This is a genomic window from Plesiomonas shigelloides, from assembly GCF_900087055.1.
GTDB lineage: Bacteria > Pseudomonadota > Gammaproteobacteria > Enterobacterales > CAMTGL01 > Plesiomonas > Plesiomonas shigelloides.
In genome coordinates, this window is the sequence record NZ_LT575468.1 from 3205982 (window position 1) to 3231031 (window position 25050).

Below are 25050 nucleotides of genomic sequence, written 5' to 3' on the forward strand. Positions count from 1 at the left end.
AGAGTGCGCCTTAAGCCTTGTATTTATTTGAGAGCCTGTACCAAGTTGCACAGCGCTACCTGCCTGAGGATCAGATAGATCGCCTCAGGCAGGCATTTATTGTTGCGCGTGATGCACACGAAGGACAAACCCGCTCCAGCGGGGAGCCTTACATCACCCATCCGGTGGCGGTGGCCTGTATTCTGGGCGAAATGCACCTCGATCACGAAACCTTGATGGCAGCCCTGCTGCATGACGTGATTGAAGACACCGATATTACCCATCAAGATCTGCAAGAGCGGTTTGGCAAAAGCGTGGCCGAGCTGGTCGAGGGCGTGTCCAAACTCGATAAGCTCAAATTCCGCGATAAGAAAGAAGCCCAAGCCGAAAACTTTCGCAAAATGATCATGGCGATGGTGCAAGACATCCGCGTCATTTTGATCAAGCTGGCCGACCGTACGCACAACATGCGCACCTTAGGCTCACTGCGCCCTGATAAACGTCGGCGTATTGCGCGCGAAACGCTCGAAATCTATAGCCCGCTGGCCCACCGTCTGGGTATTCATCACCTGAAGACCGAGCTGGAAGAGCTAGGCTTTGAAGCCCTGTACCCGAATCGTTTTCGCGTCCTCAAAGAGGTGGTGAAAGCGGCGCGTGGCAACCGTAAAGAGATGATCCAAAAGATCTTATCCGAAATTGACGGTCGCCTACGTGAAGTGGGGATCAGCGCCAAAGTCAGCGGACGAGAAAAACACCTTTACTCCATCTACAACAAAATGCGGCTCAAAGAGCAGCGTTTTCACTCGATCATGGATATCTATGCCTTTCGGGTGATCGTCAAAGATGTCGACAGCTGTTACCGCGTGCTCGGTCAAATGCACAGTCTGTACAAACCGCGCCCTGGTCGCGTCAAAGATTACATTGCCATTCCCAAAGCCAACGGCTACCAATCCCTGCACACCTCGATGATCGGCCCGCACGGCGTACCGGTTGAGGTGCAGATCCGTACCGATTATATGGATCAGATGGCAGAGATGGGGGTGGCGGCCCATTGGGCCTACAAACAGCAAGGCGAGTCGGTCTCGACCGCGCAAATCCGCGCCCAGCGCTGGATGCAAAGCTTGCTGGAGCTGCAGCAAAGTGCCGGTAACTCGTTTGAGTTTATCGAGAGCGTGAAATCCGATCTGTTCCCCGATGAGATTTACGTGTTCACGCCGGAAGGCCGCATTGTCGAGCTGCCGGCAGGCTCCACACCGGTGGACTTTGCCTACGCGGTGCATACCGATATCGGCCACACTTGTGTTGGCGCACGGGTTGATCGCCTGCCATTCCCGCTGTCGCAAGCCTTAAGCTCGGGGCAAACGGTGGAAATCATCACCGCACCGGGCACCCGGCCAAACGCCGCGTGGCTCAACTTTGTGGTCAGCTCCAAAGCGCGGGCCAAAATCCGCCAGATGCTGAAAAACCTCAAACGCGATGACTCGGTCAGCCTTGGCCGCCGCCTGCTCAATCACGCCTTAGGCAGTGTGAAACTGCAAGATATCGCGCCAGAGAAAGTCAAACGCGTGCTGGATGACCTGAAACTGCACACGCAAGATGACCTGCTGGCCGAAATTGGCCTCGGTAATGCCATGAGCGTGGTGATTGCTCGCCGTTTGCAACAGGAAGTCAGTGAGCCGCAACCGGAGCCAAGTGGAAAAGCCTTACCGCACAAAAAGCTGCCGATCCGCGGTGCCGATGGCATTTTGCTGACCTTTGCCAAGTGCTGCCGACCGATTCCGGGCGATCCGATCATTGCCCACGTCAGCCCAGGTAAAGGCTTGGTGATCCACCATGAGTCTTGCCGCAACATTCGCGGCTATCAGAAAGAGCCGGAAAAATTCATGGCCGTCGAGTGGGATAAATCCGCCGCTAGCCAAGAGTTTATTACCGAGATCAAAGTCGAGATGGTGAACCATCACGGCGCGCTCGCTGATCTGACCGCGGTGATTGCCACCACTGAGTCCAATATTTACAACCTGACCACCGAAGAGCGCGATGGCCGCGTGTACAACATTTTCATCCGGTTAAGCGCACACGACCGGGTTCACTTGGCCAACATCATGCGCAAAATCCGGGTAATGCCGGATGTCATCAAGGTCAGCCGTAACCGTTACTGATTAATCATGACTCCAGAACGTTTTCAACGGATCCAACAGATGCTGGCCTTGCGCCAGCCTGATCTGACTGTCTGCATGGAACAAGTGCACAAGCCGCACAATGTGTCGGCGGTGATCCGTACCGCCGATGCGGTCGGCGTACACGAAGTGCATGCGGTATGGCCAGGCGATCGGATGCGCTCGTTGGTATCTACCGCCGCCGGTAGCAACAACTGGGTGGAGATCCGCACTCACCGCACCATTGGCGCGGCAGTCGGCCATCTCAAAGCGCAAGGCATGCAAGTGCTGGCCACCCACCTGTCTGATAAAGCGGTGGATTTTCGCAGCATCGATTACACCCGCCCAACCTGCATTTTGCTCGGTCAGGAAAAAACCGGTATCAGCGAAGAAGCACTGGCGTTAGCCGATCACCAGATCATCATCCCGATGGTCGGTATGGTGCAGTCGTTGAATGTGTCGGTGGCCTCGGCGCTGATTTTGTACGAAGCCCAACGTCAGCGTCAGCTGGCGGGCATGTATGACAGCAGCGCCGCCAGTCGCCTGAGCGAAGAAGAGCAGCAACGTCTGCTGTATGAAGGCGGCTATCCGGTGATTGCCAAAGTGGCGCGCCGCAAAGGGCTGCCGATGCCGCAGATTGACCAACACGGCGAAATCGTGGCACCGCCCGAGTGGTGGGCGACGATCCAGGCGGCGGATAACTAAGCGATGCGCGGGCGTCTGCTCGATGCACTGCCGCTGACCGCCCTGTCTGGGGTGGGCAGCAGCATGGCCGGTAAGCTGGATAAGCTTGGCCTGCACTCGGTGCAGGATCTGCTGCTGCACCTGCCACTGCGTTATGAAGACCGTACCCGCATCACGCCGATTGCCGGCTTGCTCCCGCTGGTGCATGCCAAAGTCGAAGGCACCATCCAAAGCTGTGAGTTAACCGGTGGTCGGCGGCGCATGCTGCTGTGCCGGATTAGTGATGGCTCTGGCATCCTCAGTTTGCGCTTTTTCCACTTTACCGCGGCGATGAAAAACTCGCTGGCGGTGGGGCGTCGCATCAGCGTCTTTGGTGAAGTCAAACGCGGGCAAATTGGCCCCGAGATGATGCATCCCGAATATCGCTTGCTCGGTGAGCAGGCCGATAGCAGCGTCGAAGAGACGCTCACCCCGGTTTATCCGGCGACCGAAGGGCTCAAGCAAGCCAGCTTACGCAAACTCACCGATCAAGCATTAGCGATGCTCGATAGCGTCGCCATCCCCGAGTTACTGCCCGACAGCCTCAATCACCGTCAGATGAGCATTGTGCAGGCGTTAAACCTGCTGCATCGGCCCACGCCCGATATCAGCGCCGAGGCGCTGGAGCATGGCCGCCATCCGGCGCAGCAGCGCTTGATCCTCGAAGAGCTGTTAGCCCATCACCTGAGCATGCTACAAGTCCGCGCCGGAACCCAAGCGCATCAAGCGCCGAGCTTGCCGCCATGTCAGCAGGCCGCGTTGTATCAACAGTTTTTAGCTGCCTTGCCGTTTTCGCCTACCGGTGCCCAACAGCGCGTAGTGAGTGAAATCGCCACCGATTTGGCCAAAGCGCAGCCGATGATGCGTTTGGTGCAAGGGGATGTCGGCTCCGGTAAAACCTTGGTGGCCGCTCTGGCGGCGTTGCAAGCCATTTGCGCCGGTCAGCAAGTGGCCTTGATGGCACCGACCGAGCTATTAGCCGAGCAGCACGCCACCACCTTTCGCAGCTGGTTTGAGCCGCTAGGCATTCGGGTCGGCTGGCTAGCCGGCAAGCAAAAAGGCAAAGCACGAATCGCGGAGCAACAAGCGATCGCCGATGGCGAGGCCATGATGGTGGTCGGCACCCACGCGCTGTTCCAGCAAGAAATTCACTTTGCTCGCTTGGGCCTCATTATCATTGATGAGCAGCACCGCTTCGGGGTGCATCAACGTCTGACCCTGCGCGAAAAAGGGGCCAGCAACGGCCTGTATCCACATCAGCTGATCATGACCGCCACCCCTATCCCGCGCACATTGGCGATGACCGCCTATGCCGATCTCGACACCTCGGTGATCGACGAACTCCCGCCCGGACGCACGCCAGTCACCACGGTCGCCATCCCCGATACCCGACGCGCCGATATCATCCGCCGCGTCAGCGATGCCTGCCAGCAAGAGCGACGTCAGGCCTATTGGGTCTGCACCCTGATTGAAGAATCCGAGCAGCTTGAAGCACAAGCCGCCGAAGACACCGCCGCCGATCTGCGTCTGCAATTACCGGCACTGCGCATCGGTTTGGTGCATGGCCGCATGAAAGCCGCCGAAAAACAGGCAGTCATGGCCGAGTTCAAAGCCGGCGCGTTAGACTTGCTGGTCGCCACCACGGTGATTGAAGTGGGGGTGGATGTCCCGAATGCCAGTTTGATGATCATCGAAAACCCTGAGCGACTGGGCTTGGCGCAGTTGCACCAGTTACGTGGCCGGGTTGGCCGTGGCGCGGTCGCCTCGCACTGCGTACTGCTGTACAAGACCCCACTCACCGCCACCGCGCAAAAGCGCTTGAGCGTGCTACGCGACAGTAACGATGGCTTCGTGATTGCCCAGCGCGATCTGGAAATCCGTGGCCCCGGTGAGCTATTGGGGACTCGGCAAACCGGTTTGGCTGAGTTTAAAATTGCTGACTTGCTGCGCGATCAGGCGCTGATCCCCGAAGTGCAAAAACTGGCCCGTCACCTGCACGAGCGCTATCCCGAGCACGCCGCCGCCTTAATCGAGCGCTGGCTGCCACGGCGAACCGATTACTCTCAGGCTTAATCTCGCGGCACACTGCGGTGTACTCCCGCATGCGCGCCAACTGGCTCGCCTGATAGTCCTCTGCGTTCTTGCACTGTATTTCCCGAGATATTCTCTGATATATCCACCGCTATGCAGCCACACGCATGTCACGGCAAAAAAGTTACCGCCATCACAAGCAAACGTTTGCTTTTTGGCGAAAGCTGGCTAAAATGCGCGCCATTATCTGCTTAACGTGCACACCAGCCAGTACTGAACTTACGGTTGCTTCCGCTATTACTGGAATAATTTATCGCCGGATAAGAGGAAAAGACGCATGACCTGCCGTCTTGCCCCCCGACACGATAAGACGGCGCAGACGCCGCACCGATACCGAACGCACGACCACCCGCACGGCGAGCCATCGCCTTGGTCACAGCAGTTAACCGAATCCTTTTACTCTGACATTTTGGAATCAGCATGAGCTCACAAGCTATCGAAACGGAACACCTCGATACCACTCCTGCCAGCACTTCCCGCCGTAATCCGGATCTGGTTTACCGCCTTGACGACCGCCCGCCGCTGCCGCAAACCCTGTTTGCCGCCGGTCAGCATCTGCTGGCAATGTTCGTGGCCGTGATCACCCCGCCTCTGTTGATTTGTCAGGCGCTGGGCCTGCCTGCTGCCGACACCCAACGCATCATCAGCATGTCACTGTTTGTCTCCGGTCTGGCCTCCTTCCTGACCATCCGGACTTTAGGCCCGATTGGCTCCGGTTTACTCTCGATTCAAGGCACCAGTTTCAACTTTTTAGGCCCGATCATCGCCGGTGGCTTGGCGCTCAAACAAGGCGGCGCCGATGTCCCGACCATGATGGCGGCACTGTTTGGCACCATCATTCTGGCCTCCTTTAGCGAAGTGCTGTTATCCCGCATTTTGCATCTGGCACAAAAAGTGATCACCCCGCTGGTCTCCGGCATTGTGGTCACCTTAATTGGCCTGACCCTGATCCAAGTGGGGCTGGTCTCCATCGGTGGCGGCTATGGTGCGCTCGGCGATGGCAGCTTCGGTAACCCGAAAAACCTGCTGCTGGCCGGTACCGTGCTGGGCATTATCGTCCTGCTCAATCGTCAGCGTAATCCATACCTGCGCGTGGCGTCACTGGTAATTGCCATGGGCGCGGGCTGCCTGCTGGCGTGGGCGCTGGATATGCTGCCAACCACCAGCCACGATGCGCCGCTGCTGATGATCCCTACTCCGCTCTACTACGGTCTGAGTGTCGATTGGAGTTTGCTGCTGCCGCTGGTGCTGGTTTTTCTGGTCACCTCGCTGGAAGCGATTGGCGATATCACTGCCACCTCGGAAGTGTCCGAACAACCGGTGTGTGGCCCGGTCTACCTGCGCCGTATCAAAGGCGGCGTGCTGGCCGATGGTTTAAACTCCGCGCTGGCCGGCCTGTTTAATAGCTTCCCGAACTCCACCTTTAGCCAGAACAATGGCGTGATCCAAATGACCGGCGTAGCCAGCCGCTACGTAGGCTATGCCGTGGCCGCCATGCTGGCCCTGCTGGGTCTGTTCCCGGTTATCGCGACCTGGGTGCTGAGTATCCCTGAGCCGGTCTTAGGCGGCGCCACTATCGTGATGTTCGGCTCGATCGCCGCTGCCGGTGTGCGCATCATGGCCCGTGAACAACTGGATCGCCGCGCCGTGCTGATCATCGCTATCTCGTTAGCGATGGGGCTGGGTGTGGCGCAGCAACCACAAATTCTGCAATTTGCCCCTGAGTGGCTAAAAAGCGTGCTGTCATCTGGCCTTGCCGCCGGTGGCCTGACTGCAATTGCCCTGAATCTGATCCTGCCTGCCGAACCACGCTGATCCCATCTCACCGGCCACATCGGTGGCCGGTGTCTGTCACATCCGATGAACGTGATCTGTCTGACAAGTTATTGGGCTACCCTCTAGTAAGGCTGCTCGGAAACAGGCAGACTGCTATATCAGGCAGCCATCTGCTCATGGAGGAGTGATGACCGATAATTTCCGCCTGCTCAATCAGATCCTGCAACAACGCCGCCCAGAAGAGCTGTTATTGCTGGCCGCGTTACTTATCGAGCAAGATATGCTGCATCCGGCCTTACGCTGTCTGGAAAGCGCCCATCAGCAATTAGGACCGGTGCCCGAGCTGTTACAGCACATGGCGCGACTGCGTCAGCGCTGCGGCGGACTGACTATCGATTGGCTGCCCGAGACTGCCACTCCGCTCGCCACCGGTGCGGCCCGCCGTGACGCGGAGAAATGTAACGATCTGCTGTTATCCTGACGGCGGCGATCGTAATGGCGCGGACCCAAACGAGATGCATGGCCTATGAAATTACTGAGCAAATTTCTGTGCACCCTTCTGATTTTGCTGGCTCTGGCGCTGGTTCTCGCCTATGCCTTGCTGCAAACGCCAACCGGTGCTGGCTGGCTCAGTGATCTGCTCTCGCGCCGCAGTGGGTACCAGATAACCATTGCCGGCGTACAACACAGTCCGCTTAATCCCGCCGAAATTCGCCTGCGTGAAGTACGCCTCAGCCGTGGAAGTGAACCGCTGCTGGATGCCGGAACGGTCACCCTGCGCATGGGTTGGTACACCCTGACCCATCCGCGCCACTGGCAACAAATTCGCCTGCAAGACGGTGAACTGCGCCTACCGGCGGTATTACAGCCGCAAGCCCAACCCCCATTGCAAGCGCGCCAACTGCTGCTGCAAAACATGGCGCTCAGTACGCCACTCGATGGCCGCTTACTGGTGGCGCATCCGGTCAGTGGCGGGATCACCCCGTTTATTCCCGGCCCCGGCGGCTGGCTCGGCGATGATTCACGCTTTGAACTCAGCGCCCAGAGCCTGACTTATGGCGAACTGGAATTGCAGCGGATGTTGCTGCGCGGCCGCTGGCAACAAGGCCGGTTACTGCTGCAAGATTTTGGTGCTGATATGCTGCAAGGCCAAATCAGTGGCCGCGGCGAGCGTAGCCGCGACGGCCACTGGAGTCTGCGCGATCTGCGTCTAACCCGTTTGCGCTTGCAAGATAACCGTCTGCCGCAAGTCCTCAGTCGTCTGTGGCAGCGTTTACCGGCCATCACCTTACACAATCTGGATCTGGTGGATGCGCGCTTTGAGGGCAATGATTGGTCGGTTAACGATCTGGACTTGAGCGCCGAAGACCTGCAACTCGGCCAAGGCCGCCTGCAATCCCGCGATGGCTTGCTCAGTCTGAATGCACTCGATCTGGTCTACCGCGATGTACACCTGCGCGATCCGGTACTCAAGCTGACCTTCACCCCTGATGGCATTACGCTGGATGATGTCAGCACCCGCTTTGAAAACGGACTGCTGCGCACCTACGGGCGTTGGAATGCCGCCCAACACAGCCTGCAGCTGGATGAAGTGGGGATCAGCGGTATTGAGTACACCCTGCCTGATAGCTGGCTGCACTGGCTCGCCCAACCGCTACCGAGCTGGCTGCAACAGCTGAATGTGCTGCGCCTCGATGTAAATAACAACTTACTGGTGGATATCCGTCCGCGTTTTCCTTTCCAGTTCACCGCGCTGGGTGCCAGTGGCAGTAACCTGCAACTGATCCGTGACCAGCACTGGGGGCTGTGGCAAGGCAGTCTACGTCTGAATGCTCGCGATGCCACCGTCAACAAAGTGGACTTACGCCACCTGCTGTTAGACCTGCAGGCACAAGACGGTCAGTTGACCTTGCATGAGCTGAGCGCCTTTGGTGGACAAGGATTGTGGGAAGGGAGTGGCAGCTTGCAGCAACAAGGGGAGTGGCCGTTCACCTTAAGCCTCACCGGCCAGCAAGTGGCCTTAGATAGCCTGCAACGCTGGGGTTGGTCAGCGCTGCCATTACGTGGCTTTGGTAATATTCATCTGGAACTGGCCAGCAGCGCACGCGCCCCAGATCAAGGGCTACGCCCACTCAGTGGACAACTGACCGTCAGCGCCGAGCAAGCGATGCTGCAAAATACGGCGGCCGCCGGCCTGTTTGCCGAAGCCAAAGCCGGTGACAACCCACGGCGTTGGTTGGATCTGAGCCAGCAAGAAGGGCAAATGACCTTGCTGCGTAATCTGCAACTGCGCCTGCGCGCCGCTGGCGGGATGGTGAACATTGAACAAGCCAGCGCCGCCGGTCAGCTTCCCTTTAGCCTCACCGGTCGCTATGCACGCACCGTCAGCACGCCAGATGCCGTCCAGCGCACCCAGTTGCAGCTGACGCTCTCCAATCCCAGCTTGTGTGAGCACCTCACGCGCTACTGGCAATCCAACACGCCAGCAAATGCTGTCGCCGACGATTCCGTAGCAGCCCCGCCGCTTCAAAGCAGCGTCGACGTCACGCCGTTACCGGCATGTGGCCCACAACCGGCCGGTAATACCAAATAAGTCCCGACGAACACCGCGCCGGGGCTGTCATCCGACAGCAACCGCACTTTCATCTGAACGCGGGCCTTGCGTCCGCGCCCTAAACGATCCAAATCGCCACCCAAATCGTTCAAATCAGCCACCGCCCGTGGTCGATTGCCGACCGGATGCGGATAGCGAATATGGGCATCGGCCAGAATAATCTCACCGCCCAGATTACGCTCACGCAGCAGTAACCAAATCAAGCCCCAGCCGGTTAAAGTCGCCAGCGAGAACAGGCTTCCGGCAAACACGCTGTCATACGGATTTTGATTGGCCGCCAGCGGCAAGCTGGTTTCAAAGCGCTGGCCGGTGTACTGCATGATTTTGATCCCCATCTTTTCACTGATCGGGATCGACTGATACCACGCCTGTTGCAGCTGCAAACACCAATCTGGACGGTGCAAGATAGTCTCGAGGTCAGCCAGCGGCTTGATCATCAGAAAATGGCGTACCGGCGTGCTGCTGGCGGTCTGCAACTCCCCCTGATTCTGGTAGCCCAGTTGGGTGAAAAAGGCCACCGCCTCTTCCCGTGCACTACATACCACACGACGCGCGCCTTCTTGCCGTGCCACCGACTCCAGCGCCATGGCCACTAGCGTGCCCAAACCGCGCCCGCGTAAATCGGGATGCACCGCCATAAAACGGATCGCCGCCTCATCATCGGCATTGATATAGACCCGCCCGATGGCCACCGGATTATCGTGCTCATCCACCACCATCTGGTGATGCGCACCGGCGTCATAGCCATCGCGCTCTGAGCCGGGCGGTTGGTGCAGCGGTGCCCGCAGCATCTGCCAGCGAAAGTGATAATAGCGCGCCAGCGCTTCATCAGTGGTGGGGGTACTTAAGCGGTACATCCTTGTACTCCTTGCAATCCATCGCTCTGAGATCTATCGATCTAAGATGTATCGGTGAGAAACTCACCCAGTGCACCGGTTTGGCCGGCGCAGCAAAGAAGAGCTTGCCGGTTACACCTGCAACCAGAAGGTCACCGGACCGTCATTGACCAGAGCCACTTTCATATCGGCGGCAAACCGGCCCTCTTCGGTCGGCAATTGGCCACGGCAGTAATCGGTAAAATAGCGATACAACGCTTGCGCGTCATCGGGCGCTGCGCCGCGGGAAAAGCTGGGGCGCAGCCCCTTTTGGGTGTCCGCCGCCAAGGTAAACTGCGATACCACCAGCACACTGCCACCGGCTTGTTGCACGTTCAGGTTCATCTTGCCCTGCTCGTCTTCAAAAATGCGGTAACCCAACACTTTATCCGCCAGACGGCGCGCCTTGGCTTCATCATCCCCTTGCTCCACACCGAGCAACACCAACAAGCCCGGGCCGATAGCGCCGGTCACTTCTCCGTCAACGGTCACACTGGCTTCACTGACGCGCTGAATCAATCCAATCATTTACTGCAACTCCTTGTGTACAACCTACTGCTGATTTTCTTACGATTTACGAGGCCGACTCCGCGTCGGCGGCCGCGCTGTGCAACGCGCGGATCAATGCATCAGTGATCCCCGGCTCTAACGCCGAGTGACCGGCATTTGGCACCACCTGCAACTGAGCATGCGGCAACGCCTGCTGCACCAGCCACGCATTTTCTAGCGGGCAAATCATGTCATAACGGCCATGCACCAGATACAGAGGGATCGCCGCCAAGCGTTCGGCATTGAGCAAAATATGATTATCCGGTTGCCATAACCGATGGCGGAAGTAATGGCACTCGAGGGTAGCCAGCGCCACCGCATGCTGCAAACTGCCCATCTGCTCTAAGATTTGCGGATCGGGCAGCAGCTGTATCAGATGCGCTTCCCACAACGCCCAGCTCCGGGCTGCCGCGCTGCGCTCCAGCTCATTATTTGAAGTGAGCAGTGACCAATAGCCTTCCAGCACCGTATCGGCCGACAAACGTGCATTGCTCTCATCAATGTCTGGCATCAGCGGCGCAATGAAGTGCCGATAATGCTCCGGGAACATTTGCGCCGCACCATGGGGCCCATACAGCCATTCCAGATCGCGCTGACGCCCCAAGAAAATCCCGCGCAACACCAACGCTTGCACCCGCTCAGGGAAGGCCTCGGCGTACAGCAAGCTCAGCGTACTGCCCCACGAGCCACCAAACAGCAGCCAGCGTGGGATCTGCAGCTCTTCGCGGATCGCTTCAATATCGGCTAACAGATCACTGACCTGATTATCGTGCCACTGCCCATGCGGCAATGATCGACCACAACCGCGCTGATCAAACAAAATGACCCGAAAGCGCTGCGGATCGAAAAAGCGCCGGCTGGTCTCATTGCACCCCGCCCCCGGTCCACCATGCACAAACAGCACCGGCAGCCCCTGCGGATTACCAACCTGCTCCAGATAAATCTGGTGCTGACCGCGGCGGATAAACCCGCTGTAATACGGCTGAATGGGCGGATACAGATGAAACATAAGCCTTCCCTCCTGCGAATAGGTGCCGAGCTATATGTGCCAGCCTGATGGCGGCCAGCGGTTCACGATTTATAACGTGGGTGACGGCTCGTCTTGCAGCGCCTGTGTCCGTCGCCATTCACCCAAGGTTGCGGTCACTTCGGCACCAAACAACACAATACACCAGCTTAAGTAAACCCAGACAAATAAAATCGGGATCACCGCCAGCGCACCGTAAATCACCTGATACGATGGGAAAAAAGTGATGTACAGGGTGAAAACTTTTTTGCTGATCTCAAACAGTAACGCCGCGATCAGCGCGCCACTGAGCGCATGTAGAGTCGGTACCCGCTCGGTAGGCACCACGCTGTACAGCAACCAAAACGCCAGCGAGGACAACACAAACGGGAACAGCAGCAGCAAGTTGTCGAGCACCCCGTTAATCCCCGTATCGGTAAGCAATTTCAGGGATAACAGATACGAGCTGGTCACTAAGCTGGCACCGGCCAACAACGGCCCCAGCGTCAAAATCATCCAATAAATGGCAAACGACACCACCGCCGGACGACGCCGCTGGCTACGCCAAATGTGGTTCAGGGTTTTATCCACTGCCGAAATCAACAGCAGCGCCACCACCACCAAGGCGATGATCCCCACCGCACTCATCTTGCTGGAGTTAGAGACAAACTCGTCCAGATAGGTTTGCACCACATCCCCGGTCGCTGGGACAAAGTTGCTGAAAATAAAGTGCTTCACCTTATCGGTCACCCCGACAAACACCGGAAAGGCGGTAAAGACCGAAAAGACCACCGTCACCAGCGGCACCAACGACAGCAACGTCACATAAGCTAAATAACCGGCCGTCACCGTCAGGCGGTTTTCATTGCTGCGCGCCAATAGCAGACCGGCAAAGGCCCGTACTTGCGCCCAACTGCGCACAAAAGATGGCGTATCCATGACAATGTCCTTCTCACTGTATCAATCACGTTGTATTAATCAGTGCCTATAGTAACGATCCTGTTGCCGAATTACGCCCCGAGATCCCGCTGCCGGAAATATTCCAAGACAGTTTGCGCATCTTTTACCCACACGCTCTCAATACCTAAGGCGCGCGCGGCGGCAATATTGTCGGCATTGTCATCAAAAAAGCAGCTTTGTGCCGGCGTAAATCCGGTATCTGCCAGCACCTGCTGATAAATTTGCGGCTGTGGTTTACGCCATCCCATCTCGTTGGATAGATAGACCCGATCGGCGCTGTGCGCCACTTGTGGGTATAGGCTCGGCCATAACTCACAGTGCAGCGCATTGGTGTTCGACAGCACCACCACCGTCTCACCCGCCGCACGCAGTTGCTGCATGCGCTCAATCACCGGCATACGCAGCGCGCCAAAAATCGCCTGCCACCCTTCGGCAAACTGGGCAAAACTCAATTGCATGCCTAACACTCGGTTCACCGCTTCGGCAAACTCGGCATCACTCAAGGTCCCGCGCTCGTGCTCACAAAACGCCGCATCATGGGTAAAGCGCGCCTGCAAAGTAGCCACCGGCACCCCACTGTGCTGACTCCATACCTGTAGCACGCGCTGAAAATCGATATCGATAATCACATTGCCCAAATCAAAGATATATAACACCCGCTCACTCCTTGCTGTTGCCTTAAATATCGCCAGATGTCTAATAAGTACCTGCTGGGGACAAAAGCCAATCACAGCTATAACGCACTGATAAAAAGCATAAAAAAAGGGAGCCTACCGGCTCCCTCTTTGGATTATTCGACAGAAGGCTTAATGCCTGCGGTCTTTTTATACTAGCCTGACAAATTAGTCTTTGCTGCCGCGATGCGCACGCTTACGATCATTTTCGGTCAGGTGTTTCTTACGCAGACGCACGCTCTGCGGAGTCACTTCAACCAGTTCGTCATCATCGATGAACTCCAGCGCTTGTTCCAGAGTCATCTTGATTGGGGTAGTCAGCGTGGTCGCTTCGTCAGTACCAGAAGCACGCATGTTGGTCAGCTTCTTACCCTGCAGACAGTTAACGGTCAGGTCGTTAGAACGGCTGTGGATACCGATGATCTGGCCTTCGTACACTTCGGTACCGTGACCCAGGAACAGACGACCACGATCCTGCAGGCTGTACAGCGCGTACGCCAGAGCCTTACCGGTACCGTTAGAGATCAGAACGCCGTTGATGCGCTGACCGATTTCACCTGGACGCACGTCATCGTAGTGGCTGAAGCTGGAGTACAGCAGACCAGTACCGGAAGTCATGGTCATGAACTCGGTACGGAAGCCGATCAGGCCACGGCTAGGGATGATGTAATCCAGACGGATACGGCCTTTGCCATCCGGGATCATGTCGCGCATTTCACCCTTACGCAGACCCATCGCTTCCATCACAGAGCCCTGGTGCTGCTCTTCGATGTCCAGAGTCACTTGCTCGAACGGCTCTTGTTTGCGGCCATCGATGTCACGGAAAATTACTTTCGGACGGGATACCGCCAGCTCGTAACCTTCACGACGCATGTTTTCGATCAGAACGGACAGGTGCAGTTCACCACGACCTGATACACGGAATGCATCCGGGTCTTCGGTTTCTTCAACACGCAGGGCCACGTTGTGTACCAGCTCTTTGCGCAGACGGTCCAGGATCTGGCGGGAAGTCACGAATTTACCTTCGCGGCCGCAGAATGGAGAGGTGTTAACGCAGAAGAACATGGTTACGGTTGGCTCATCCACAGTCAGCGCTGGCAGCGCTTCAACGGCGGATGGATCGCACAGGGTATCGGAGATGTTCAGCTCACCCAGACCGGTGATTGCGATGATATCGCCCGCTTCACACACTTCCGCTTCGATACGTTGCAGACCCATGTGGCCCAGCACTTTACCGACTTTACCGTTACGACGGTTGCCTTCGCTATCCACGATAACGATCTGCTGGTTTGGCTTAACAGAACCACGCTTGATACGGCCGATACCGATAACACCTACGTAGTTGTTGTAGTCCAGCTGAGAAATTTGCATCTGGAATGGAGCTTCCAGCTCAACTTTCGGCGGCTCAACGTGCTTAACGATAGTTTCGAACAGTGGAGTCATGTTCTCAGCCATCTCGTCCGCTTCCAGACCGGCAATACCGTTCAGAGCAGAAGCGTAAACGATAGGGAAGTCCAACTGCTCGTCAGTTGCACCCAGGTTCACGAACAGGTCAAACACCTGATCCACCACCCAGTCAGGACGCGCGCCCGGACGGTCAACCTTGTTGATAACCACGATCGGACGCAGGCCGTAAGCAAAGGCTTTCTGCGTAACGAAACGGGTTTGTGGCATAGGACCGTCCATTGCGTCTACCAGCAACAGTACGGAATCTACCATCGACATCACACGTTCTACTTCACCACCGAAGTCGGCGTGACCTGGGGTATCAACGATGTTAATGCGGTATCCATTCCACTCGATGGCCGTGTTTTTAGCCAGGATGGTAATCCCACGCTCTTTTTCCAGATCGTTGGAGTCCATTACACGTTCAGTGGCGTCGCTACGATCTCCGAGGGTACCGGACTGTTGCAGCAACTTATCAACCAGGGTGGTCTTACCGTGGTCAACGTGGGCAATGATGGCGATATTACGCAGATTCTCAATCACAGATGTGGTCTCTGGGGGTTAACAAATTAGCGGATATTGTACACAGCTTGAGCAAAAGACTAAACAGATCACAGCAAAACATTACTGGCAAGTTTAGCTGACTGCCGGCGTGAGCCGTTTCACAAGCTGCACAATCAAAGTGTGAACATTATTACAGAAGAATCGTAATTTTGCTGCCACATATCGCAGGCAATATGATCTTTACGGCAGGGTTGCGCTTTCTGCGCATAATTTTGCTGAAGGATTATACAACCAACCTATTATAGAGGATATCAATTCCTGCATTGCACCAAAATGGCGCAATGATTCCCCATCACGGTGCAAAAAATGGCAACGCCTCTGTGGATACCGCGCCGTTGCACCCTGACCAGCCGCAGCCGCACGCGGCAAAACAGGTTTTGAAAACTTGGCACACTTCTCGCTATATACCCCATGAAGGTCCGCAGCGGCCTAGTGACCAAGACCTACATCGCTACAAAGTATTTTTGGCAGTCCACGACAACATAAAACATTGCGACAACATCGGAGGTTACACCATGTCAGCTGAACACGTATTAGCTATGCTGCAAGAGCACGAAGTGAAATTCGTTGATCTGCGCTTTACTGACACCAAAGGCAAGGAGCAGCACGTTTCCATTCCTTCTCACCAAGTGAATGCCGACTTCTTCGAAGAAGGTAAAATGTTCGATGGCTCTTCCATCGAAGGGTGGAAAGGGATTAACGAATCTGACATGGTTCTGATGCCGGATCCGGCAACCGCGGTTTTAGACCCATTCACCGATGACAGCACCCTGATTATCCGTTGTGACATCTTAGAGCCAGGCACCCTGCAAGGTTACGATCGTGACCCACGCTCTATCGCCAAACGCGCCGAAGACTACATGCGCAGCACCGGCATCGCCGACACCGTGCTGTTTGGCCCAGAGCCAGAATTCTTTGTGTTCGATGACGTGCGTTTCAAAACCGGCATCTCCGGCTCCTTCTTCCAACTGGATGATATCGAAGCGGCATGGAACACCGGCACCGAATACGATGGCGGTAACAAAGGCCACCGTCCAGCCGTAAAAGGCGGCTACTTCCCTGTGGCACCGGTTGATTCTTCCCAGAACCTGCGCTCTGCAATGTGTCTGGTGATGGAAGAGATGGGGCTGGTGGTAGAAGCTCACCACCACGAAGTGGCCACTGCCGGTCAAAACGAAGTGGCGACCCGCTTCAACACCATGACCATCAAGGCTGACGAAATCCAGATTTACAAGTACGTGGTACACAACGTGGCGCACGCCTACGGCAAGACCGCGACTTTCATGCCAAAACCACTGTTCGGTGACAACGGCTCCGGCATGCACTGCCACCAATCACTGGCGAAAAACGGCGTGAACCTGTTCTCCGGTGACAAGTACGCCGGCCTGTCTGAAATGGCACTGTACTACATCGGCGGCATCATCAAGCACGCCAAAGCGCTGAACGCCTTCACCAACCCAACCACCAACTCGTACAAGCGTCTGGTACCAGGTTATGAAGCGCCAGTTATGCTGGCTTACTCAGCGCGTAACCGCTCCGCGTCTATCCGTATCCCAGTGGTTGCGAGCCCGAAAGCGCGCCGTATCGAAGTACGCTTCCCGGATCCAGGTGCTAACCCATACTTGGCCTTTGCTGCTCAGCTGATGGCCGGTCTGGACGGTATCGCCAACAAGATCCACCCAGGCGATGCGATGGACAAGAACCTGTACGATCTGCCGCCAGAAGAAGCCGCTGAGATCCCAACCGTGGCCGGCTCTTTGGAAGAGGCCATGAGCGAGCTGGATGCCGACCGTGAGTTCCTGACCCGTGGCGGCGTCTTCACCGACGACTTTATCGATTCCTATATTGAGTTGAAACACGCCGATATCGACCGCGTGCGCATGATGCCGCACCCAGTTGAGTTCGAAATGTACTACAGCGTGTAATACGCCGTGTCATTTCAACGGCAGTGCGTGTAACAACCTTTTTTGTTGCCGTGGAAACTTTCAGCCCGCCTCACAGGCGGGCTTTTTTATGGTTGCCGCCACGGCCCCCGAGCATCGACACTTAGCGCCATAACTTATGGCTCCATAATTTAGACGCCATCATTTAAGCACCGCTATTTAAGCATCATTGTCTGAGCGTCCAACCGCGTCCGCCCCACTGCTTGGCAGTACGCGCTACCCGCTCGGCCATTTCCTTTTTCATCTGCGGAGAACGTCATGCGCCTGTTTTGCCTGACACTGCTGTTTGCCACCCTATCGGCGTTTGCCAGTGAGACTCGGCTGATCTGTTCATGGACCGATGCCAACGGCATTACCCACTTCAGCACTAACCAGCCCAAAGGGGCCACCTGCCGTGAAATCACCCCGGCCGCTCCCATCAAATATGACAGCGGCAAGCTGCCCTCGACGCGCCTGAACAATAACGCGAACGCGCCCGCGCGCAGTACCCGCAGCAGCACTAATGCCGGCCCCGCACTCGCAGGCAACGTGGCGACCCAAATAGCCATCTTGTCACCGATTGATGAAGCGACCGTGCGTAACAACAGCGGCAATATTGATGTCACCGTGATGGTGGTGCCGAAATTGGCCGAGCAGCAAACCATTCAGCTGAAAATCGATGGCCAAGCGGTAGGGGAACCGAGCCGCAGTATCCAGCAGCAATTGAACAATATCGATCGCGGCTCGCATCAGCTGAGTGCGGATTTGCTGGAAAACGGTAAAGTGATCGCCTCCGCACCGCCTGTCACGGTATTTTTACACCGCGCCAGCATTTTGAACCGCGAAGCGCTCAACCCGCCGATTCAGCCGCGCGCCAAGTAAGGCCTATCATGCAGCGCCAGTGCCGACCCGCGTCGATAAGTTAAGGTGGCAAAGGCCGCCGGCTCGATTATAGTGACAGACAGTTTCCGTGCGCCGCCACCCGCGGCGCACCTTTGCTGCCAAGGAGCCATGATGGAGCCGGATATTGCTCAATCCCTGCTGCACAACCTGAAAACCGGCGTCTTGTTGCTGGATAATAGCCTGAACATCCACTATGCCAATCCGGCCGCCGAACAATTGCTGTCGCACAGCGCCCGCAAGCTGATTGGCGTGCCGCTGCCTGCCTTGATTGAATATATCTCGCTGGATTTGACGCTGATGCGCCAGGCATTGGAGCAGCAGCAAAGCTTTACCGATAACGAAGTCACGCTGGTGATTGACGGCAAAGCCAGCATCGTCGAGCTCACCGCCCAGCACCTGCATACCGGTGCTCAGCACACCGTGCTGGTGGAGCTGCACCCGTTGGATACCCATCGCCGCCTAAGCCAAGAGCAGTTGCAACAATCGCAACAATCGGCAGCGCGCGAGCTGGTACGTGGGCTAGCGCATGAAATCAAAAACCCGCTCGGTGGCCTGCGCGGTGCGGCGCAGTTGCTAGAGCGCGCCTTGCCCGATCCGGCACTGACCGAGTACACCGGCATGATCATCGCCCAAGCCGATCGCTTACGTAATCTGGTCGACCGGCTGCTTGGCCCACAGCGCCCGGGCGTGCGCAGCGAACAAAATCTGCATGTGGTACTGGAGCAAGTACGCAAGCTGGTGGAGCTGGAAACCCCCACCCACATCACCTTAATTCGTGATTACGACCCCAGCCTGCCGGAGTTCGAGCATGATCCTGAGCAGCTTGAGCAAGCGATCCTCAATATTGTGCGCAACGCCGTCCAAGCCCTCGGTGAACAACCCGGCACCATCACCCTGCGCACCCGCACCGCCTTTCAGCAAACCCTGCACGGTGAACGTTACCGGCTGGCGGTACGGCTCGATATCATCGACAGCGGCCCCGGAATTCCGGCACAGCTGCAAGATACGCTGTTCTACCCGATGGTCAGCGGACGCGAAGGCGGCCACGGCTTAGGGCTATCGATTGCCCGTAATCTGATTGACCAACATCGCGGCAAGATTGAGTGCAGCAGCTGGCCAGGGCATACCGAATTTTCCATTTACCTGCCGCTACGCAAATAGCGGCATCAAGTTGGCATGAATTTAGCTCGAATATTGGAACGTTAATTCCCAGCGGCTTAAACTAAGCCCACGCGATAGCCTAATATCGCGACATAGACCAATCAGCAAGTTCACGAGGCGCACGGCATGACGAAAGGACGGGTATGGGTGGTGGATGACGACAGCGCCATCCGCTGGGTACTGGACAAGGCCCTCAGTAGCAGCCAGATCCGCTGTGAAACATTCGACAGCGCCGCCGCCGTGCTAGACGCGCTGCAACAGAGCAAACCGGATGTCCTACTCTCTGACATCCGCATGCCGGGCATGGACGGCCTGACCCTGCTCGGTCAGCTGCAACAGCAAGCACCGCAGCTGCCGGTGATCATCATGACCGCCCACTCCGATCTCGATGCCGCGGTCAGCGCTTATCAGCGCGGAGCCTTTGATTACCTGCCCAAGCCCTTTGATTTAGATGAAGCGGTGGCACTGGTTGAGCGCGCCTTGCAACACAGCCTTGAACAGCGCCAGCAACGCGCCCCCGCCAATGAACCAGTGCGCGGCGCGCAATCCGAAATCATCGGCGAAGCGCCGGCCATGCAAGAGGTGTTTCGCGCCATTGGCCGCCTATCACGCACCGCCATCAGCGTGCTGATTAATGGCGAGTCCGGTACCGGTAAAGAGCTGATTGCCCACGCCCTACATCGCCACAGCCCACGTGCCAGCGCGCCCTTTATCGCCCTGAATATGGCGGCCATTCCGAAAGACTTAATTGAATCGGAGCTGTTTGGCCATGAGAAAGGTGCCTTTACCGGTGCCGGCGCGGTACGTCAGGGGCGCTTTGAACAGGCAAACGGCGGCACCTTGTTTTTGGATGAAATCGGCGATATGCCACTGGATATCCAAACTCGCCTGCTACGGGTCTTGGCCGACGGCCAATTTTACCGCGTCGGCGGCCATACTCCGCTGCACGTGGATGTGCGCATCATCGCCGCCACCCACCAAGATCTGGAAGCGCGCGTGCGCGAAGGGCTGTTTCGCGAAGACCTCTTCCATCGCCTGAATGTGATCCGTTTACAGCTGCCCGCCCTGCGTGAGCGACGCCAAGATATCGCCGCGTTAAGTCGCCATTTTCTGCTCAGTGCCGCACGCGAACTCGGGGTTGAAGCAAAAACGTTGCATCCGGATACCCTACGGGTCATGAGCGAGTTTCACTGGCCGGGCAATGTGCGCCAACTGGAAAACATCTGTCGTGGCTTGACCGTCATGGCCGCCGGTAAGGAGATTTTTGTCTCCGATTTACCGGCTGAATTAACCCGCCCCGCCAGCAGTGTTGATACAGCCGCCTCGGCGCTAAACTGGCAGCAACCGCTGCAACAGTGGGTGTTACAACAACTGGCGCGGGGTCAGGAGGATTTACTCACCACTTTGCAACCGGAGTTTGAGCAATTACTGCTCGATGCTGCCTTGCAACATACCCGAGGTCACAAACAAGAAGCGGCCCGCCTGCTGGGCTGGGGGCGCAATACCCTGACCCGTAAACTTAAGGAATTAGGGATCCACTGACCACGGCAAATTAAAGCGATATTCGTCACACTTTTAACCGTAACAGGGTTAGGCGATTTTCACCCCAGTGTCTATACTGTCACACCAACTAAAATACACTGGGGAGCCTTTGCATGATTGCACGCGATTTACCGTTGACCGACTTACACCGTCATCTGGACGGCAATATTCGTCCATCGACCATTTTGGAGCTGGGTCAACAGCACGGCATCATGCTGCCCGCCGATAACCTGCCGGATCTGCTGCCGCACGTACAAATCACCGAGAATGCCCCGACACTGGTCAGCTTCCTGCAAAAGCTGGATTGGGGCGTGGCAGTACTGGCCGATCTGGATGCCTGCCGCCGCGTTGCCTATGAAAACATGCAAGATGCCGATAACGCCGGTCTGGATTACACCGAGCTGCGCTTCTCACCATACTACATGGCGATGAAACACAACCTGCCAGTACAGGGCGTGGTGGAAGCAGTCGCCGACGGCATTGCGCAAGGCCGCCGTGACTTTACCGTGAAAGCCAACCTGATTGGTATTTTGAGCCGTACGTTCGGCACCACCGCCTGCCAGCAAGAGCTGGATGCGCTGCTGGCCTGTCGCCAACACTTAGTCGCTATCGATCTGGCCGGTGATGAACTCGGCCAACCGGGTGAGCTGTTTGTGCCGCACTTTAGCCAAGTACGCGATGCCGACTTACACATCACCGTGCATGCCGGAGAAGCGGCGGGCGCAGCCAGCATGTGGCAAGCTATTCAGCAATTGGGCGCAGAGCGAATTGGTCATGGCGTAAAAGCCATCGAAGATCCGCGTCTGATGGATTATCTGGCCGAGCACCGCATTGGCATTGAATCAGCCCTGACCTCCAACGTGCAGACCACCACGGTCAGCGCGCTAGCCGACCACCCACTGAAAACTTTCTTGCAGCACGGCATTGTCGCCAGCATCAATACCGACGATCCGGCAGTAGAAGGCATCGAAATTGCGCACGAATACAATGTCGCCGCACCAGCAGCGGGTCTGACTCCAGCGCAAATTCGCCAAGCGCAGGAAAACGGCATGCATCAAGCGTTCTTAAGCGATAGCGATAAAGCCGAACTGCGTGCGCAAGCACGTGCGCGCAGCATGTAATACATCGCGCGACGCTGCGCCACAGCAGTGCGTATTGCGTTCAAGAAAAAAGCGGCCAAAGGCCGCTTTTTTTTGTCCTGATTTGCTGTACTGAGAGCTTTGCGTACTCACTCGTACTCGCAGCTTACGCCGCCCACACATTCGCAGGTTTTAAATCACACGCGAGAACTGCTGGCGACGCGCTTGCTGGCGCAGATAAGTATCAAAGCACATGCAGATATTGCGGATCAGCAAGTGACCTCGCGGCAACACTCGAATGCCCTGTGCATCCATCTCCAACAATCCATCAGCGGCCAATGGCGCTAACAGCTGCAAATCTTCGGCAAAGTGCTGGTTGAAATCGATACTATACTGCTGCTCGATATCGGCAAAGCGCAGTTGGAAGTTACAAATCAGCGCTTTAATCACATCACGGCGCAGACAATCTTCGTCGCTCATGCGTAGCCCCTTGGCTAAGGCATGGCCGTGCGCTTCAACCTCGGCATAATAATGCTTCAGCTCACGCTGGTTCTGCGCATAGTGATCGCCCAGCATGCTGATCGCCGAGACCCCTAAGCCCAACAGATCGCACTCCGCTTGGGTGGTGTAACCTTGGAAGTTGCGGTGCAACTCGCCGTTACGCTGCGCCACCGCCAGCTCATCTTGCGGCCGGGCAAAGTGATCCATCCCGATAAACTGATAACCGGCCCCGCACAGCATCTGGATACTCTCTTGCAAGATAGCCAGCTTTTGCACCGGAGAGGGCAAATCTTCATCGCGAATTTTACGCTGTGCAGCAAAGCGGGCTGGCAAATGCGCATAGTTAAATACGCTTAACCGATCCGGATTGAGCTCAATCACTCGCTGCAAGGTAAACGCAAAACTTTCCGGTGTCTGCTTCGGCAGACCGTAAATCAAATCGATATTGGTGGAGATAAAACCCAGCTCACGCGCCCGCGCCATCAGGGCAAAGATAAACTCTTCATCTTGCTCGCGGTTGACCAGACGCTGCACTTCCTTGTTAAAGTCCTGCACCCCCATGCTCATGCGATTAAAGCCTTCGCTACGCAAGTGATCCAGCATATCCAGCTCGATTTCACGCGGGTCCAGCTCAATGCCAATTTCAGCCTCAGGCAGGATGTGGAAGTTCTCCCGCAGCAGTGCCATCAGGCGAGAAACCTGCGCTTTACTCAAGAAGGTCGGCGTACCGCCACCCCAGTGGATTTGCGTCACCAGACGTCCAGCAAACAGCTGGGCGCGGGCGCGGATCTCTTGCTCCAGCACGTCCAAATAGTGGTCGGCTTTATGAGCATGACGGGTGATGACTTTGTTGCAGCCGCAGAAATAACACAGCTTATGGCAAAATGGGATGTGTACGTACAACGAAAGTGGACGCTCTGGATAACGGGCGGCCGCTTCGGCAAAATCGCTGTGCTGGTAGCCCTCGTGAAACTCAAGAGCGGTCGGGTAGGAGGTGTAACGAGGCCCAGAATAGTTATATTTTTGGATGAGATCTAAATCCCACTGCGTTGGGTTCGTCACTGACACTGACTCAGACATGCTTTAATTCCTTCCACATGGCCGCCGCTCCAGCGACGGCACTTTATTCAGGGTATTTGGCGCACCATGCCAGCAACTGCGGCAACTCCTGTTCAATGGCGGGCTGCAGGCGCTCTTCGGCCCGGACTCGCTCCAAATCCCATTTCATTATTTGATTGCGCTTGTGTTGCTTGCGAGCGTCATGGGTCGGCATTTCTGCCACGACCTGATACAGCTCTGCCATCGCCGGAAAGTCGCGCGCCAGTTCCGGTTTGTCCTGTTCCGCCAACAGCTCCAGCAGCCGCCCAATGCGCAGCACGCCTTCAGCCAATTCACACTGCCCGCTTTGCATCGCCCGTGCGATGGTACGGATGCTATCGAGCATATGCTGGCGACGATGCGCCGCCAGCGCAGCCTGTTGCTGACGTTGCAGCTGCCCCTGACGCCAGAGGCGTCCGAGCAGCCAGCCGGCATACAGACCGAGCGGCAGCAGTACCATGACTGCTGCAAGCACTAATCCCTGTTGCCACGCCATCAGAATGCTTTCGGATCGCTGTTGTTAAAGCGCTCCCACAGATCTTCTGGGCTATTGCCCGGCGCCTGTGAGTCTTGTTCTGCACTCTCTTCCTCGTCGGTCAGACCGAGGATTTGCATCAGCTCATCCACGCGATCCAGCGCGTTATCCACGTAGGATTGCTCTTCGCTGCTCAAGCTTTCGCCAGCGTCGACGCGATCCAGCAACAGGTGCAGACGCTCGTCATTTTCCAGCATCGCCAACTCTTCTGCTGGGGTCAGTTTTGGTTTCGCTGGCGCGGCAGCAACCGCCGGTTTTTTCGGCTGACGGTTGACAAATTCCACCATCAACGGCACCGGCTTTTTACTGCCGATACGTGGGTCTTTTACAGCGCGACCTTCATTTTGCTGGCCTTGCTCAGCCACATTCTGGCGTGAACCAGAGCGCAGACCTTTACGCTTTTTCAGACGTTTTTGCTCACGGGAGAGCTGATCAATTTCAGCGCGGCTCTTTTTCGGCGCACGAGGGGCACTTTTCAGAGCAGGCACTTTACGGGATTTCTTTTCGCGGGTCATATCAACACCAATTGTGATGCGGGATCAGTAAACAACATTATGCCAGTGTTTACGCTCAGAAATAGAGCATTCTGGAATATAAGCGCCGGAATCTAGCAAAAAGAGGGTAAATAGCAAATAAAAAAGGCAGCGTTCAACGCTGCCCATGAAAGAATCGTGTCTTCTTTTCATCTGGGGATAACAACTCTCCCCGAGTGCATCCTAAACTGGTCTGTCCGCTTTCCCTGCGCGTAAGCTCTTGCTATCACACCATCCTGATGCTTTCTATCATCCGTGCAATCTTTGATGTCCACCACGGCGTCCTGCCGCTAACCCCACTCACCCACTGCCTGACAGCAGCGTCGGTGGTGACGCATTATCTGGCACGGCATTCCCGCCATA

At 56.5% G+C, this 25050-nt stretch carries 20 protein-coding genes; 11 read left to right on the plus strand and 9 right to left on the minus strand.

From position 1 onward, the window contains the following. Positions 1-17 precede the first annotated feature (17 nt). The 6 genes from spoT to NCTC9997_RS14315 all read left to right on the plus strand — a co-directional run bounded on the left by spoT (position 18) and on the right by NCTC9997_RS14315 (position 9318). Entirely contained in the window at positions 18-2138 is a 2121-nt protein-coding gene (gene spoT, locus NCTC9997_RS14290; protein WP_010864938.1) for a bifunctional GTP diphosphokinase/guanosine-3',5'-bis pyrophosphate 3'-pyrophosphohydrolase, read from the plus strand. 6 nt (positions 2139-2144) lie between these two features. Then, a complete protein-coding gene (gene trmH, locus NCTC9997_RS14295; RefSeq protein WP_064978305.1) occupies positions 2145-2840 on the plus strand; it encodes a tRNA (guanosine(18)-2'-O)-methyltransferase TrmH in 696 nt (231 codons plus the stop codon). Positions 2841-2843: 3 nt separating this feature from the next. Continuing rightward, complete coding sequence (gene recG / locus NCTC9997_RS14300; RefSeq protein WP_064978306.1) at positions 2844-4931, plus strand: ATP-dependent DNA helicase RecG; 2088 nt, start codon at positions 2844-2846, stop codon at positions 4929-4931. Positions 4932-5369: 438 nt separating this feature from the next. After that, positions 5370-6764: a uracil-xanthine permease family protein gene (locus NCTC9997_RS14305; RefSeq protein ID WP_039046096.1), complete on the plus strand. Its 1395-nt coding sequence runs from the start codon at positions 5370-5372 to the stop codon at positions 6762-6764. Positions 6765-6912: 148 nt separating this feature from the next. Beyond that, the gene (locus NCTC9997_RS14310; RefSeq protein WP_010864942.1) at positions 6913-7206 is read left to right on the plus strand and encodes a hypothetical protein; all 294 of its coding nucleotides are present in this window, start codon (positions 6913-6915) and stop codon (positions 7204-7206) included. A 45-nt stretch (positions 7207-7251) separates the two neighbouring features. Beyond that, positions 7252-9318: an AsmA family protein gene (locus NCTC9997_RS14315; RefSeq protein ID WP_064978307.1), complete on the plus strand. Its 2067-nt coding sequence runs from the start codon at positions 7252-7254 to the stop codon at positions 9316-9318. Here NCTC9997_RS14315 and fabY read toward each other — a convergent pair. The 6 genes from fabY to typA form a co-directional block, all read right to left on the minus strand. Beyond that, complete coding sequence (fabY, locus tag NCTC9997_RS14320; RefSeq protein ID WP_010864944.1) at positions 9252-10196, minus strand: fatty acid biosynthesis protein FabY; 945 nt, start codon at positions 10194-10196, stop codon at positions 9252-9254. The genes NCTC9997_RS14315 and fabY overlap by 67 nt on opposite strands. A gap of 111 nt (positions 10197-10307) precedes the next feature. After that, positions 10308-10742 carry a D-aminoacyl-tRNA deacylase gene (gene dtd / locus NCTC9997_RS14325; protein ID WP_047706580.1) on the minus strand — a complete coding sequence of 145 codons (435 nt, stop codon included), beginning with the start codon at positions 10740-10742 and terminating at the stop codon, positions 10308-10310. A gap of 46 nt (positions 10743-10788) precedes the next feature. Further along, positions 10789-11772 carry a prolyl aminopeptidase gene (pip, locus tag NCTC9997_RS14330; RefSeq protein ID WP_064978308.1) on the minus strand — a complete coding sequence of 328 codons (984 nt, stop codon included), beginning with the start codon at positions 11770-11772 and terminating at the stop codon, positions 10789-10791. 69 nt (positions 11773-11841) lie between these two features. After that, complete coding sequence (locus NCTC9997_RS14335; RefSeq protein ID WP_010864947.1) at positions 11842-12708, minus strand: virulence factor BrkB family protein; 867 nt, start codon at positions 12706-12708, stop codon at positions 11842-11844. Positions 12709-12779: 71 nt separating this feature from the next. After that, complete coding sequence (locus tag NCTC9997_RS14340; RefSeq protein WP_010864948.1) at positions 12780-13385, minus strand: HAD-IA family hydrolase; 606 nt, start codon at positions 13383-13385, stop codon at positions 12780-12782. A 186-nt stretch (positions 13386-13571) separates the two neighbouring features. Continuing rightward, positions 13572-15392: a translational GTPase TypA gene (gene typA / locus NCTC9997_RS14345; RefSeq protein ID WP_010864949.1), complete on the minus strand. Its 1821-nt coding sequence runs from the start codon at positions 15390-15392 to the stop codon at positions 13572-13574. Positions 15393-15928: 536 nt separating this feature from the next. On the opposite strand from typA, the gene glnA reads away from it, so the two are divergent. The 5 genes from glnA to add all read left to right on the plus strand — a co-directional run bounded on the left by glnA (position 15929) and on the right by add (position 22062). Continuing rightward, positions 15929-17338 carry a glutamate--ammonia ligase gene (glnA, locus tag NCTC9997_RS14350; RefSeq protein WP_010864950.1) on the plus strand — a complete coding sequence of 470 codons (1410 nt, stop codon included), beginning with the start codon at positions 15929-15931 and terminating at the stop codon, positions 17336-17338. 276 nt (positions 17339-17614) lie between these two features. Beyond that, complete coding sequence (locus NCTC9997_RS14355) at positions 17615-18217, plus strand: hypothetical protein (RefSeq protein ID WP_064978309.1); 603 nt, start codon at positions 17615-17617, stop codon at positions 18215-18217. A 129-nt stretch (positions 18218-18346) separates the two neighbouring features. Further along, entirely contained in the window at positions 18347-19399 is a 1053-nt protein-coding gene (gene glnL, locus NCTC9997_RS14360; RefSeq protein WP_064978310.1) for a nitrogen regulation protein NR(II), read from the plus strand. Between the two features lie 126 nt (positions 19400-19525). Next, complete coding sequence (gene glnG / locus NCTC9997_RS14365) at positions 19526-20941, plus strand: nitrogen regulation protein NR(I) (protein ID WP_064978311.1); 1416 nt, start codon at positions 19526-19528, stop codon at positions 20939-20941. Positions 20942-21054: 113 nt separating this feature from the next. Further along, positions 21055-22062: an adenosine deaminase gene (gene add, locus NCTC9997_RS14370; protein ID WP_064978312.1), complete on the plus strand. Its 1008-nt coding sequence runs from the start codon at positions 21055-21057 to the stop codon at positions 22060-22062. Positions 22063-22212: 150 nt separating this feature from the next. On the opposite strand, the gene hemN is transcribed toward add, so the two are convergent. The 3 genes from hemN to yihI are packed head-to-tail and all read right to left on the minus strand — an operon-like array spanning position 22213 to position 24669. Next, positions 22213-23601 (minus strand): oxygen-independent coproporphyrinogen III oxidase, encoded by a 1389-nt coding sequence (gene hemN, locus NCTC9997_RS14375; protein ID WP_064978313.1) that lies wholly within the window; start codon positions 23599-23601, stop codon positions 22213-22215. Between the two features lie 43 nt (positions 23602-23644). Beyond that, positions 23645-24115: a DUF2489 domain-containing protein gene (locus NCTC9997_RS14380; protein WP_064978314.1), complete on the minus strand. Its 471-nt coding sequence runs from the start codon at positions 24113-24115 to the stop codon at positions 23645-23647. Beyond that, on the minus strand, positions 24115-24669 hold the full coding sequence (gene yihI / locus NCTC9997_RS14385; protein WP_047706592.1) for a Der GTPase-activating protein YihI: 555 nt from the start codon (positions 24667-24669) through the stop codon (positions 24115-24117). Before yihI ends, NCTC9997_RS14380 begins: the two co-directional genes overlap by 1 nt. Positions 24670-25050: the final 381 nt, after the last annotated feature.